We start from the raw sequence: 12540 nt of genomic DNA on the forward strand, positions 1-12540 counted from the left end.
AGCGGCACCAGGGTGTGCCTCACGACGTCACCTCCGGGGCCTCAGTGGGCTCCGGCAGAACCGCCGGGCCGATGCGGACGAGGTCGCCGGGGCGGGCGCCGGTGTCCGACAGAACGCCTCCCCCGGTCGAGTTCAGCGGCAGCCAGACCACGCGGTCGGGCATCACCGTGATCTGCAGCGGGAGTTCGGTCGTGCCCGCCGGCCCGGAGACGGCCAGCGTGTCGCCGTCCTTCACCCCCGCCTCCGCGGCGGTGGCCGCGGACACGCGCGCGTGGGCGGCGTGCCGCGTACCGGCCAGCGCTTCGTCGCCGTCCTGGAGGCGGCCCTGGTCGAGCAGCAGCCGGTGCCCCGCGAGGACGGCCTCGCCGGCGGCGGGCCGCGGCGGCTGGACGCCGGTCTCCAGGGGCTCCGTCGCGTGCGGCCCGTCCCAGCCGCCGAGCCGCTCCAGCTCGCGGCGCAGGGTCACCAGGTCGGGCAGGCCGAGGTGGATGTCCCCGGCGTCGGCGAGCATGTGCAGCACGCGCGCGTCGGTGGGCGCCACCCGGCGCGTCATCTGGTCCGGCTTGAGCGCGGCGTCGAACATCCGCACCCTGCCCTCCCAGTTGAGGAAGGTGCCCGGCTTCTCCGCGACGGCGGCCACGGGCAGGACCACGTCGGCCCGCTCCGTCACCTCGCTGGGCCGCAGCTCCAGCGAGACCAGGAAGCCGACCTCGTCGAGTGCCGCACGCGCGCGTGCCGGGTCGGGCAGGTCGGCGACCTCGACACCCGCCACCAGGAGTGCGCGGAGTTCGCCGGTCGCGGCGGCCTCGATGATCTGGCCGGTGTCGCGGCCGTAGCGGTGCGGGAGTTCGGCGACGCCCCAGGCGGCCGCGACCTCGTCCCGCGCGCGCGGGTCGGTGGCCGGCCGGCCGCCGGGCAGCAGCGACGGCAGCGCGCCCGCCTCGATGGCGGCGCGCTCCCCGGCCCTGCGCGGGATCCAGACAAGCCGGGCGCCGGTCGCGGCGGCGGCCCGCACGGCGGCGGTGAGCCCGCCGGGCACGGCCGCGAGCCGCTCACCGACGACGATGACGGCGCCCTCGGCGCGCAGCGCCTCGGAGGCCTCGGTACCGGGAGCCTCCAGGCCCACCCCCGCGGCGAGCGCGTCCAGCCACTCGGTCTCGGTGCCGGGCGCGGCGGGCAGCAGGGTGCCGCCCGCCTTCTCCAGGCCGCGGGTCACGAACGGCGCGAGGGAGTAGGTGCGCTGGCCGTGCTTGCGCCAGGCCTTGCGCAGCCGCAGGAAGACGCCGGGCGCCTCCTCCTCGGACTCGAACCCGGCGAGCAGGACGGCGGGCGCCTTCTCCAGGAGGGCGTACGTGACACCGCTGCCGTCGAGGTCCCGGCCCCGGCCCGCCACCCGTGCCGCGAGGAAGTCGGCCTCCTCGCTGCTGTGCACGCGCGCGCGGAAGTCGATGTCGTTCGTGTCGAGGGCCACGCGCGCGTACTTGCTGTACGCGTAGGCGTCCTCCACGGTGAGTCGACCGCCGACGAGGACTCCGGCGCGGCCGCGCGCGGCGGCGAGACCGCGGGCGGCGATCTCCAGGGCCTCGGGCCAGCTGGCGGGTTCGAGCTCACCCGTCGCGGCGTTGCGCACCAGGGGCGTGGTCAGCCGGTCGGGACGCTGCGCGTACCGGAAGCCGAAGCGGCCCTTGTCGCACATCCACTCTTCGTTGACCTCGGGGTCGTCCGCCGCGAGCCGGCGCATGACCTTGCCGCGCCGGTGGTCCGTGCGCGTGGCGCAGCCGCCCGAGCAGTGCTCGCACACCGAGGGCGACGACACGAGGTCGAAGGGCCGGGAGCGGAAGCGATACGCCGCCGAGGTCAGCGCGCCGACCGGGCAGATCTGGATGGTGTTCCCGGAGAAGTACGACTCGAAGGGGTCGCCCTCGCCGGTGCCGACCTGCTGAAGGGCGCCCCGCTCGATGAGCTCGATCATCGGGTCGCCGGCGATCTGGTTGCTGAACCGGGTGCAGCGGGCGCAGAGCACGCAGCGCTCACGGTCGAGCAGCACCTGGGTGGAGATCGGCACCGGCTTCTCGTACGTCCGCTTCTTGCCCTCGAAGCGGGTGTCGGTGTCGCCGACCTGCATCGCCTGGTTCTGCAGCGGGCACTCGCCGCCCTTGTCGCAGACGGGGCAGTCCAGCGGGTGGTTGATGAGCAGCAGCTCCATCACGCCGCGCTGGGACTTCTCCGCGACGGGGGAGGTCAGCTGCGACTTCACGACCATGCCGTCGGTGCAGGTGATGGTGCAGGACGCCATCGGCTTGCGCTGGCCCTCCACCTCGACGATGCACTGGCGGCAGGCGCCCGCCGGGTCGAGCAGCGGGTGGTCGCAGAACCGCGGGATCTCGATGCCGAGCAGCTCGGCGGCGCGGATCACGAGCGTCCCCTTGGGGACGCTGATCTCGATGCCGTCGATGGTCAGCGAGACGAGATCCTCGGGCGGGACCGCCGCCTCCCCGCCCCCGGAGGGAGCGTTGTTGGTGGTCACTGTCATGCGTTCACCTGCGCGTTTTCAGCGGGCCTGTCGGCCCAGAGAGTCGACTTGGCCGGGTCGAAGGGGCATCCCCTGCCGGTGATGTGCTGCTCGTACTCCGCGCGGAAGTACTTCAGTGAGGAGAAGATCGGCGAGGCGGCGCCGTCGCCCAGGGCGCAGAAGGACTTGCCGTTGATGTTGTCGGCGATGTCGTTCAGCTTGTCGAGGTCGGCCATGACGCCCTTGCCGGCCTCGATGTCGCGGAGCAACTGCACCAGCCAGTACGTCCCTTCGCGGCAGGGCGTGCACTTGCCGCAGGACTCGTGGGCGTAGAACTCGGTCCAGCGGGTGACGGCCCGCACGACGCACGTCGTCTCGTCGAAGCACTGGAGCGCCTTGGTGCCGAGCATCGATCCGGCGGCGCCGACGCCCTCGTAGTCGAGGGGGACGTCGAGGTGCTCGTCGGTGAACATCGGGGTCGAGGAGCCGCCGGGTGTCCAGAACTTGAGGCGGTGTCCGGCCCGCATGCCGCCGCTCATGTCGAGCAGCTGGCGCAGCGTGATGCCGAGCGGGGCCTCGTACTGGCCGGGGTTGGTGACGTGGCCGCTGAGCGAGTAGAGCGTGAAGCCCGGGGACTTCTCGCTGCCCATCGACTTGAACCAGTCTTTTCCGCGGTGGAGGATCGCGGGAACGGATGCGATGGACTCGACGTTGTTCACCACAGTGGGGCATGCGTAGAGGCCCGCGACCGCAGGGAAGGGGGGACGCAGTCGCGGCTGACCACGGCGGCCTTCGAGCGAGTCGAGCAGCGCGGTCTCCTCACCGCAGATGTACGCGCCCGCGCCCGCGTGCACGGTGAGTTCCAGATCGAGCCCGCTGCCCAGCACGTTCTTCCCGAGGTAGCCCGCCGCGTAGGCCTCGCGGACGGCCTCGTGCAACCGCCGGAGCACGGGGACGACTTCGCCCCGCAGATAGATGAAGGCATGCGACGACCTGATCGCGTAGCACGCGATCACGATTCCCTCGATGAGGGAGTGCGGGTTGGCGAAGAGGAGCGGGATGTCCTTGCAGGTCCCGGGCTCCGATTCGTCGGCGTTGACAACTAGATAGTGCGGCTTGCCGTCGCCCTGCGGGATGAACTGCCACTTCATCCCGGTGGGGAATCCCGCGCCGCCCCTGCCGCGCAGACCTGAGTCCTTCACATAGGCGATGAGGTCGTCCGGGTCCATGGCGAGGGCCTTGCGCAGGCCTTCGTACCCTTCGTGCCGCCGGTAGGTCTCCAGCGTCCAGGACTTGTCCTCGTCCCAGAAGGCCGAAAGGACCGGGGCGAGCAGCTTCTCCGGGCTGGTCTCGTTGTTGATCTCGGCTGCCAAGGTCATCACTCCCCCTCCTCGGCGGTCGGTCCTGCCGGGTGGGCCGGGTCGGATGCCGAGGTCTGCTGTGGTGCGTCGTGCGAGCTGAGGTGCTCGGCCGGCGCTTCGTCCTGGGGGCCTCCCGCGCGCGGGTGGACCACGCGCGGCTGCGGCACCTCGCCCTTGGCCAGGCGCAGGCCGATCAGTGAGGCGGGGCCCGCGCCGCCGGTCGCCTCGACGGCGCCGGGCCGCTCGTCGGGGAAGCCCGCGAGGATTCGGGCGGTCTCCTTGTACGTGCACAGGGGCGCCCCGCGGGTGGGCTCGACCGGTACGCCCGCGCGCAGGTCGTCCACGAGCCGCTTGGCGGACTCGGGGGTCTGGTTGTCGAAGAACTCCCAGTTGACCATCACCACGGGGGCGAAGTCGCAGGCGGCGTTGCACTCGATGTGCTCGAGGGTGATCTTGCCGTCCTCGGTCGTCTCGTCGTTGCCGACGCCGAGGTGCTGCTTGAGCTCGTCGAAGATCGCGTCGCCACCCATGACGGCGCACAGCGTGTTGGTGCAGACGCCGACCTGGTAGTCGCCGGAGGGTTTGCGCCGGTACATGGTGTAGAAGGTCGCGACGGCCGTCACCTCGGCCGTGGTCAGACCCAGCATCTCGGCGCAGAACCGCATGCCCGTGCGCGTGACGTGGCCTTCCTCGGACTGCACCAGGTGGAGCAGCGGGAGGAGCGCCGACCGGGATCCCGGGTAGCGGGCGATGACCTCCTTGGCGTCCGTCTCGAGGCGGGCGCGCACGTCGGCCGGGTAGTCGGGGGCGGGGAGTTGGGGCATGCCCAGGCTGACGCCCGCGCTCTTCTCCGAAGGAGTGGTGGTCACCGGTCGACGCCTCCCATCACGGGGTCGATGGACGCGACGGCGACGATGACGTCGGCGACCTGGCCGCCCTCGCACATCGCCGCCATGGCCTGGAGGTTGGTGAAGGACGGGTCGCGGAAGTGGACCCGGTAGGGGCGGGTGCCCCCGTCGGAGACGACGTGCACGCCGAGCTCGCCCTTGGGCGACTCGACCGCGGTGTACGTCTGTCCGGGCGGCACCCGGAAGCCCTCGGTCACCAGCTTGAAGTGGTGGATGAGGGACTCCATGGAGGTGCCCATGATCTTCTTGATGTGGTCGAGCGAGTTGCCCAGGCCGTCGGGGCCGAGGGCCAGTTGGGCGGGCCAGGCGATCTTCTTGTCCTCGACCATGACGGGTCCGGGGGCGAGCCGGTCGATGCACTGCTCGATGATGCGCAGCGACTGCCGCATCTCTTCGAGGCGGATCAGGAAGCGGCCGTAGGAGTCGCAGGTGTCGGCGGTCGGGATGTCGAACTCGTAGTTCTCGTAGCCGCAGTAGGGCTGGGTCTTGCGCAGGTCGTGCGGGAGGCCCGCCGAGCGCAGGACCGGGCCCGTGGCGCCGAGCGCCATGCAGCCGGCGAGGTCGAGATAGCCGACGTCCTGCATGCGGGCCTTGAAGATGGGGTTCCCGGTGGCGAGCTTGTCGTACTCCGGGATGTTCTTCTTCATCGTCTTCACGAACTCGCGCAGCTGGTCGACCGTGCCGGGCGGCAGGTCCTGGGCGAGCCCGCCGGGCCGGACGTACGCGTGGTTCATCCGCAGGCCGGTGATGAGTTCGAAGAGGTCGAGAACGAGTTCACGATCGCGGAATCCGTAGATCATGATCGTCGTCGCGCCGAGCTCCATGCCGCCGGTGGCGATGCACACCAGGTGGGAGGAGAGGCGGTTGAGCTCCATGAGGAGGACGCGGATGACCGAGGCGCGGTCCGGGATCTGGTCCTCGATGCCGAGCAGCTTCTCGACGCCGAGGCAGTACGCCGTCTCGTTGAAGAACGGGGTCAGGTAATCCATGCGCGTGACGAAGGTCGTGCCCTGCGTCCACGTCCGGAATTCGAGGTTCTTCTCGATGCCGGTGTGCAGATAGCCGATGCCGCAGCGGGCTTCGGTGACCGTCTCGCCCTCGATCTCCAGGATGAGCCGGAGCACGCCGTGCGTGGACGGGTGCTGCGGCCCCATGTTGACGATGATGCGCTCGTCGTCGGCCTTGGCCGCGGACTGGACGACCTCGTCCCAGTCGCCGCCGGTGACTGTATATACAGTCCCCTCGGTCGTCTCCCGGGCGGATGCATGTGAAGTGCTCATCAGGTGTACGACCTCCGCTGGTCCGGAGCCGGGATCTGGGCGCCCTTGTACTCGACGGGGATGCCGCCGAGGGGGTAGTCCTTGCGCTGCGGGAAGCCCTGCCAGTCGTCCGGCATCATGATCCGCGTGAGCGCCGGGTGGCCGTCGAAGACGAGGCCGAAGAAGTCGTACGCCTCGCGCTCGTGCCAGTCGTTGGTCGGATAGACCGGGACCAGTGAGGGCAGGTGCGGGTCGGCGTCGGGCACGGCGACTTCGAGCCGGATCAGCCGGTTGTGGGTGATCGAGCGCAGGTGGTAGACGGCGTGCAGCTCGCGGCCCTTGTCCCCGGGGAAGTGCACTCCGCTCACGCCGGTGCAGAGCTCGAAGCGCAGGGCGGGGTCGTCGCGCAGGGTCTGGGCGACGCGGACGAGGTGCTCGCGCGCGATGTGGAAGGTGATCTCGCCGCGGTCGACGACGGTCTTCTCGATCGCGTTCTCCGGGAGGAGGCCCTGTTCCTCCAGGGCGCCCTCCAGTTCGTCGGCCGTCTCGTCGAACCAGCCGCCGTAGGGACGCGCGGAGGCGCCGGGCAGCGCGATGGTCCGCACCAGGCCGCCGTAGCCGGACGTGTCGCCGCCGTCTCCGGCGCCGAACATGCCCCTGCGTACGCCGATGACCTCGCCGGCCTCGTCGCGCGGCGCGGGGACGCCGCTGCCGCTCAGGTGCTCGTGGTGCGGGTCGGGTGCGTCGCTCACCGCAGCAGCCCCTTCATCTCGATGGTGGGGAGCGCCTTGAGGGCCGCCTCCTCCGCCTCACGGGCCGCTTCTTCCGCGTTCACGCCGAGCTTGGTGTTCTGGATCTTCTCGTGGAGCTTGAGGATCGCGTCCAGCAGCATCTCGGGGCGCGGCGGACAGCCCGGCAAATAGATGTCGACCGGGACGACATGGTCCACACCCTGCACAATCGCGTAATTGTTGAACATTCCGCCTGATGAAGCGCAAACCCCCATGGAAATCACCCACTTGGGGTTGGGCATCTGGTCATAGACCTGCCGCAGCACCGGCGCCATCTTCTGGCTCACCCGGCCCGCCACGATCATCAGGTCGGCCTGGCGCGGTGAGCCGCGGAAGACCTCCATGCCGAAGCGCGCCATGTCGTACCGCCCGGCGCCGGTCGTCATCATCTCGATGGCGCAGCAGGCGAGGCCGAACGTGGCGGGGAAGACGGACGACTTCCGCATCCAGCCCGCGGCCTGCTCGACGGTGGTCAGCAGAAATCCGCTCGGCAGTTTCTCTTCGAGTCCCATGCTCTTTGACCCCTCAGACCCTTAGTCCCATTCCAGGCCGCCGCGCCGCCATACGTACGCGTAGGCGACAAAGACGGTGAGCACGAAGAGCAGCATCTCCACGAGCCCGAAAATCCCCAGCGCGTCGAAGGTGACGGCCCAGGGATAGAGGAAGACGATCTCGATGTCGAAGACGATGAAGAGCATCGCCGTCAGGTAGTACTTGATGGGGAATCGCCCGCCGCCTGCCGGCGTCGGCGTCGGCTCGATGCCGCACTCATAGGCCTCTAGCTTCGCGCGGTTGTACCGCTTTGGACCGATAAGCGTGGCCATGACCACGGAGAAGATCGCAAAGCCTGCCCCGAGGGCTCCCAGCACGAGGATGGGCGCATAGGCGTTCACGCTCCTCGCTCCTCTCAGTCGGCACTGACTGTTGGCGGTTGCGTCGGACCGGCGCCCCGATTCGCATCACCGAGCCCCGATTCCCATCGAAGATCGCTTACATGTGAAGCAGGTCACAAGCCCAACTGCCCCGCATCCTATGCCTGCCGGTCTGTGATCTGCGACACGGGGTGCGACAACAGCTTTGTGATCTCCACCACCTGACGAAGGATCATGAAGTCGGATGAGCGGTGATCTTCGTACGCGAAGCGCCTGAGTGATCACTAGAGGTGACATCTCAGCGCGTCACCCCTGGTCGAAGGGGTGTCGCTCTATCAAGAGATGGCCACTGCAGGCAAATTGGCGCTGGACGCGATCACTTGGTAGAGGAGCCGCGTTCACACTTTGGCGGCAGAGGCGCGGACCGATGTGGACGCGTGCGCCGATTCACGAGCGGCGGGCACCCCCGGGGAGCCGGCGGCCGCTTCCCGGGTCCAGAGGTGCTGAAAACCGCGGGAGATCTCAGGGAGGTATCGGCGAGGTCTCAGGGAGATCCCCGACAGGGTCGCCGTGTGACCTGCGCCACAGAGACGACTTCCCCGAATAAGCCGGGCTTGGCCAACGGACTCAACGGGTGGTAGACCGCGGGCAATTCGGGCGTATCGCAGAAAACCCATGATCACAGGCGTGATCACCGCTGTCCGCATTGCCCGTTACGGCGTCAATAAGAAGCGACACGCCCGGGATTCAGGGCCGAAATCCACAACTGTGGCGCAGCACACGTTTCTTGAAGGGAACCGTGAGTCCCTGATAGCGGTTGTTCTCATGTCCCACACCGCTCACATACCCAGCCACCGGAAGCCCCGTCGCAGCGCCTCCAAGATTGCGCTGCGCGCCGGAGTTGCCGGTGGCGTCCTCAGCACCCTGGCAGTGGCCGCGGCGGCCGGTACGGCGAACGCGGCCGAGCCGGTGTCCGAGACCATCGAAATGCCCACGCTCACCACCGATCTGTCCGCACAGATCGCCCAGTCGGCGGACGCCACCCAGCAGGCCGCCGACACCTACGAGTCGCGCGCCGAGCAGGACGCGGCCGCCGCCAAGGCCGCCAAGCAGGCCAAGGAAGACCAGGCGAAGGCCGAGAAGAAGGCCGAGGCCGAGCGCAAGGCCGCGGCCGCCGCGAAGAAGAAGGCCGAGGAGGAGCGGGCCTCCCGCTCCACCGAGCGCACCACGCTCTCGACGCAGTCCTCCTCCGGTTCGGCTTCCGGTTCCGCCTCCACCGCGTCGGACTCGGTCGCCCCGGCCAGCGGCAGCGTCGGCGCGGTCATCGGCTTCCTCAAGGCGCAGCTCGGTGACGCGTACGTGATGGGTGCCTCGGGCCCGAACGCCTGGGACTGCTCCAGCCTCGTGCAGGCCGCGTTCAAGCAGGCGGGCGTGGACCTTCCGCGCGTCTCGCAGGACCAGTCGACGATGGGCACCGAGGTCGGCACCTCGAACCTCCAGGTCGGCGACATCCTGTACTGGGGCGGCAAGGGCTCCGCGTACCACGTGGGTGTGTACATCGGGAACGGCCAGTACCTGGACGCCGCCAACCCCAGCAAGGGCGTTGTCATCCAGGACCTGTCGGGCTACCCGGCCTCGGGCGCCGTGCGCGTCCTCTGACGGCCTCTTAGAGCCACGAACGAGGGCCGGAACCCCCCTGGTGGGGTTCCGGCCCTCAGTGCGCTCTGAAACGGCTCCTGGGCCGTTCTTCACACCATCGGCACGCGTTGGTCACGCGCCATCGGCACACGTGCGTCACGCGCCCTTGGGCGTCAGCTCCGCCATCGCGGACCAACCGGAGCCCTCGATCTCGGTGTTCACGATCTGCGGCACGGTGGCGATGAGCTCGGCCATCGTCTCCAGGCCGGCCTTGAAGTGGTCGGAATTGACGTGCGCGGCGCCCGCGTCCCCGTCGGCGAAGCCCTCCAGGAGCACGAACTGGTTCGGGTCCTCGACGGAGCGGGACCACTCGAAGAAGAGGTTGCCCGGCTCCGCGCGCGTAGCGGCGGTGAATGCGGCGGTCCGCTCGATCCAGCTGTCGCTGTGCTCGGGGCGGACGGTGAACTTGACGGCGATGAAAATCATGCGGCCAGCGTCCGCCCGCCCGGCGTGTCCGGCAAGCCGGGCCGCCCGCTATTCCGACGCTGCCGGAATCCCGCGCCGCGCCGCCCGGGACAGGACCCGCGTCAACTCGCCCCGCCGCCCGCGGAACCGCTCGGTCGGCAGCGACACCGACAGCGCCCGCGCGCCGTCCGCCAGCGGTACGGCCACGCAGGTGTACGCCGGGTCCGTCTCCCCCACCGACACCGCGACGCCCGCCGTGCGCACCCGGCGCAGCTCGGCCTCGAAGCGGTCCGGGTTGGTGATGGTGTGCTCGGTGAGCCGCGGCAGCCCGTGCTCGTCGAGATAGCGGCGCCGGGCCGCCCGGTCCAGCGAGGCCAGCAGCACCTTGCCGTGTGCCGTGGCGTGCGCGCCCCGGTCGACGCCGACCTCGAACGGATCGCCGTCGTACGCGGACGCCGTGGAGTCGACGACCGCGATCCGTCCGCCCCGGCGGGCGCTCAGATACGCGTGGGCGCCCGCCAGTCGGCGTACCGCGTGCAGCATCCCGTACGTCTCCTCGTCCAGGCCCGTGTGCCGGCGGAAGGAGCGGTACAGGGCCGGGACCCGCGGGCCGAGCACATAGCCCTGCGGGGTGCGGTCGACGTGGCCGCGCGCGACGAGCGGGCCCATCAGGTGGTACACGGTCGACAGGGCACAGCCCGCCTCCCGGGCGAGGGACTTGGCGGGGACGGGACGTGCCGACCGGGCGACGGCCTCCAGGAGGTCGAGCGCCCGGTCCACCGAATGGGGCACGCTCACGCCTTCGGTGCCACCTTGCTCAGGCCGTTGATGATGCGGTCCATCGCGTCGCCGCCCATCGGGTCCGTGAGGTTCGCCAGCATCTTCAGCGTGAACCGCATCAGGATCGGGTGGGTCAGGCCGCGCTGGGTCGCGATCTTCATGACCTTCGGGTTGCCGATGAGCTTCACGAAGGCGCGGCCGAGCGTGTAGTAGCCGCCGTAGACCTCCTTGAGCGTCTTCGGGTAGTTCTGGAGTGCCAGTTCGCGCTGGGCGGGGGTGGCACGCGCGTGTGCCTGTGCGATGACGTCCGCCGCGATCTGGCCCGACTCCATGGCGTACGCGATGCCCTCGCCGTTGAAGGGGTTCACCAGGCCGCCCGCGTCGCCGACGAGGAGCAGGCCCTTCGTGTAGTGCGGCTGGCGGTTGAAGGCCATCGGCAGGGCGGCGCCGCGGATCGGCGTGGTCATGTTCTCCGGGGTGTAGCCCCAGTCCTCCGGCATCGAGGCGCACCAGGCCTTGAGGACCTCGCGCCAGTCGAGCTCGCGGAACGACTTGGAGGAGTTGAGGATGCCGAGGCCGACGTTGGACGTGCCGTCACCCATGCCGAAGACCCAGCCGTAGCCGGGCAGGAGCCGGTCCTCGCCGGGTCCGCGGCGGTCCCACAGCTCCAGCCAGGACTCCAGGTAGTCGTCGTCGTGGCGGGGCGAGGTGAAGTACGTGCGGACGGCGACGCCCATCGGGCGGTCCTCGCGGCGGTGCAGCCCCATGGCCAGCGAGATCCGCGAGGAGTTGCCGTCGGCGGCGACGACGAGGGGGGCGTGGAAGGTGACCGGGGTCTTCTCCTCGCCCATCTTGGCATGCACGCCGGTGACGAAACCGGTCCGGTCGTCGATGATCGGCTCGCCCACGTTGCAGCGCTCGTACAGGCGTGCGCCCGCCTTCTGTGCCTGCCGGGCGAGCTGCTCGTCGAAGTCGTCACGCTTCCGTACGAGGCCGTAGTCGGGGTAGGAGGCGAGTTCCGGCCAGTCCAGCTGGAGCCGCACTCCGCCGCCGATGATGCGCAGACCCTTGTTCCGCAGCCAGCCCGCCTCTTCGGAGATGTCGATTCCCATGGACACCAGCTGCTTGGTGGCGCGGGGCGTGAGCCCGTCACCGCAGACCTTCTCCCGCGGGAACGCGGTCTTCTCCAGAAGGAGTACGTCGAGTCCGGCCTTTGCCAGGTAGTACGCCGTCGTCGAACCGGCGGGGCCGGCTCCGACGACGATCACGTCCGCGGAGTGTTCGGAGAGGGGCTCGGTCACGGCGGGTTCTCCCCAAGGCTCGAAATCTGTGTGCCGACCGGCACGGTATATGGGCAGTCTATGAGGCGGTACTGATCAGCCAGCCGAAGGGCCACACACGTGACCGAGCAGACCGCTACCCAGCCCGCGCTGCACCTCCCCGCCGTGCAGCTGCGCGTCCCCACCCATGAGGACGCTTTTGTCTGGCACCGGCTCTTCGACGACCCCGAGGTCATGGAGTTCTTCGGCGGTACGTCGGCGGAGCTCTCCATGTACGAGGAGCTGACCGCGCGGCAGCGCAGACACGACGCCGAACTGGGCTACTGCCTGTGGACGATGCTCGACGCGGCCGGTGAGCCGATCGGCTTCACCGGCGCCCAGCCCTGGCCCAGGGACTGGGGCCCGGTGGGTGAGATAGAGATCGGCTGGAGGCTCGGTCGAGCGGCCTGGGGCAAGGGGTACGCCACCGCGGCCGCCGTCGCGACGGTCGAGCGGCTGCGCGCGGTGGGCGTACCCAGGGTGATGGCGATGGTCATCGAGGGGAACGAACGTTCCATTGCGGTGACCCGGCGGATCGGCATGGAGCCCGCCGAGACGTACACCACTCCCCCGCTGATCCCGGGCGTCGAGGCGTCGCGTCGCACGTCCCGCTGTTACCGGCTCACCCTGTAGCC

General features: G+C 69.8%; 12 protein-coding genes. 2 read left to right on the forward strand and 10 right to left on the reverse strand.

What is annotated here, in order from left to right; translation table 11 throughout:
• Positions 1–19: 19 nt before the first annotated feature.
• From ACZ7LU_RS16390 to ACZ7LU_RS16420, 7 genes are read right to left on the reverse strand one after another with little or no spacing between them, the layout of a single operon-like run.
• The gene (locus tag ACZ7LU_RS16390) at positions 20–2533 is read right to left on the reverse strand and encodes an NADH-quinone oxidoreductase subunit G (protein ID WP_468557132.1); all 2514 of its coding nucleotides are present in this window, start codon (positions 2531–2533) and stop codon (positions 20–22) included.
• Complete coding sequence (gene nuoF, locus ACZ7LU_RS16395) at positions 2530–3891, reverse strand: NADH-quinone oxidoreductase subunit NuoF (RefSeq protein WP_398300075.1); 1362 nt, start codon at positions 3889–3891, stop codon at positions 2530–2532. The genes ACZ7LU_RS16390 and nuoF overlap by 4 nt, the downstream gene beginning before the upstream one ends.
• A complete protein-coding gene (nuoE, locus tag ACZ7LU_RS16400) occupies positions 3891–4742 on the reverse strand; it encodes an NADH-quinone oxidoreductase subunit NuoE (RefSeq protein ID WP_468314278.1) in 852 nt (283 codons plus the stop codon). Before nuoE ends, nuoF begins: the two co-directional genes overlap by 1 nt.
• Entirely contained in the window at positions 4739–6061 is a 1323-nt protein-coding gene (locus ACZ7LU_RS16405; RefSeq protein ID WP_468088060.1) for an NADH-quinone oxidoreductase subunit D, read from the reverse strand. Before ACZ7LU_RS16405 ends, nuoE begins: the two co-directional genes overlap by 4 nt.
• The gene (locus tag ACZ7LU_RS16410) at positions 6061–6792 is read right to left on the reverse strand and encodes an NADH-quinone oxidoreductase subunit C (protein WP_471916989.1); all 732 of its coding nucleotides are present in this window, start codon (positions 6790–6792) and stop codon (positions 6061–6063) included. The genes ACZ7LU_RS16405 and ACZ7LU_RS16410 overlap by 1 nt, the downstream gene beginning before the upstream one ends.
• Entirely contained in the window at positions 6789–7343 is a 555-nt protein-coding gene (locus tag ACZ7LU_RS16415) for a NuoB/complex I 20 kDa subunit family protein (protein WP_355803993.1), read from the reverse strand. The genes ACZ7LU_RS16410 and ACZ7LU_RS16415 overlap by 4 nt, the downstream gene beginning before the upstream one ends.
• A 21-nt stretch (positions 7344–7364) precedes the next feature.
• Entirely contained in the window at positions 7365–7724 is a 360-nt protein-coding gene (locus ACZ7LU_RS16420) for an NADH-quinone oxidoreductase subunit A (protein ID WP_003992243.1), read from the reverse strand.
• A gap of 804 nt (positions 7725–8528) precedes the next feature.
• Between ACZ7LU_RS16420 and ACZ7LU_RS16425 the strand changes: the two genes are divergently transcribed.
• Positions 8529–9362: a C40 family peptidase gene (locus tag ACZ7LU_RS16425; RefSeq protein WP_468088063.1), complete on the forward strand. Its 834-nt coding sequence runs from the start codon at positions 8529–8531 to the stop codon at positions 9360–9362.
• Positions 9363–9497: 135 nt separating this feature from the next.
• Here the strand turns inward: ACZ7LU_RS16425 and ACZ7LU_RS16430 are convergent, their stop codons facing one another.
• Genes ACZ7LU_RS16430 through ACZ7LU_RS16440 form a run of 3 tightly spaced genes read right to left on the reverse strand, consistent with a single transcriptional unit; the run spans position 9498 to position 11887 of the window.
• A complete protein-coding gene (locus tag ACZ7LU_RS16430; RefSeq protein ID WP_471916990.1) occupies positions 9498–9827 on the reverse strand; it encodes a putative quinol monooxygenase in 330 nt (109 codons plus the stop codon).
• A gap of 48 nt (positions 9828–9875) precedes the next feature.
• Positions 9876–10604, reverse strand: a complete 729-nt coding sequence (locus ACZ7LU_RS16435) for an IclR family transcriptional regulator (protein ID WP_471916991.1) — start codon at positions 10602–10604, stop codon at positions 9876–9878.
• The gene (locus ACZ7LU_RS16440) at positions 10601–11887 is read right to left on the reverse strand and encodes a geranylgeranyl reductase family protein (protein WP_468088066.1); all 1287 of its coding nucleotides are present in this window, start codon (positions 11885–11887) and stop codon (positions 10601–10603) included. Before ACZ7LU_RS16440 ends, ACZ7LU_RS16435 begins: the two co-directional genes overlap by 4 nt.
• Before the next feature lie 99 nt (positions 11888–11986).
• Between ACZ7LU_RS16440 and ACZ7LU_RS16445 the strand changes: the two genes are divergently transcribed.
• Entirely contained in the window at positions 11987–12538 is a 552-nt protein-coding gene (locus ACZ7LU_RS16445; protein ID WP_471916992.1) for a GNAT family N-acetyltransferase, read from the forward strand.
• The last annotated feature ends 2 nt before the right edge of the window (positions 12539–12540 follow it).

The sequence above is a fragment of the Streptomyces sp. NPDC039462 genome (assembly GCF_055639375.1).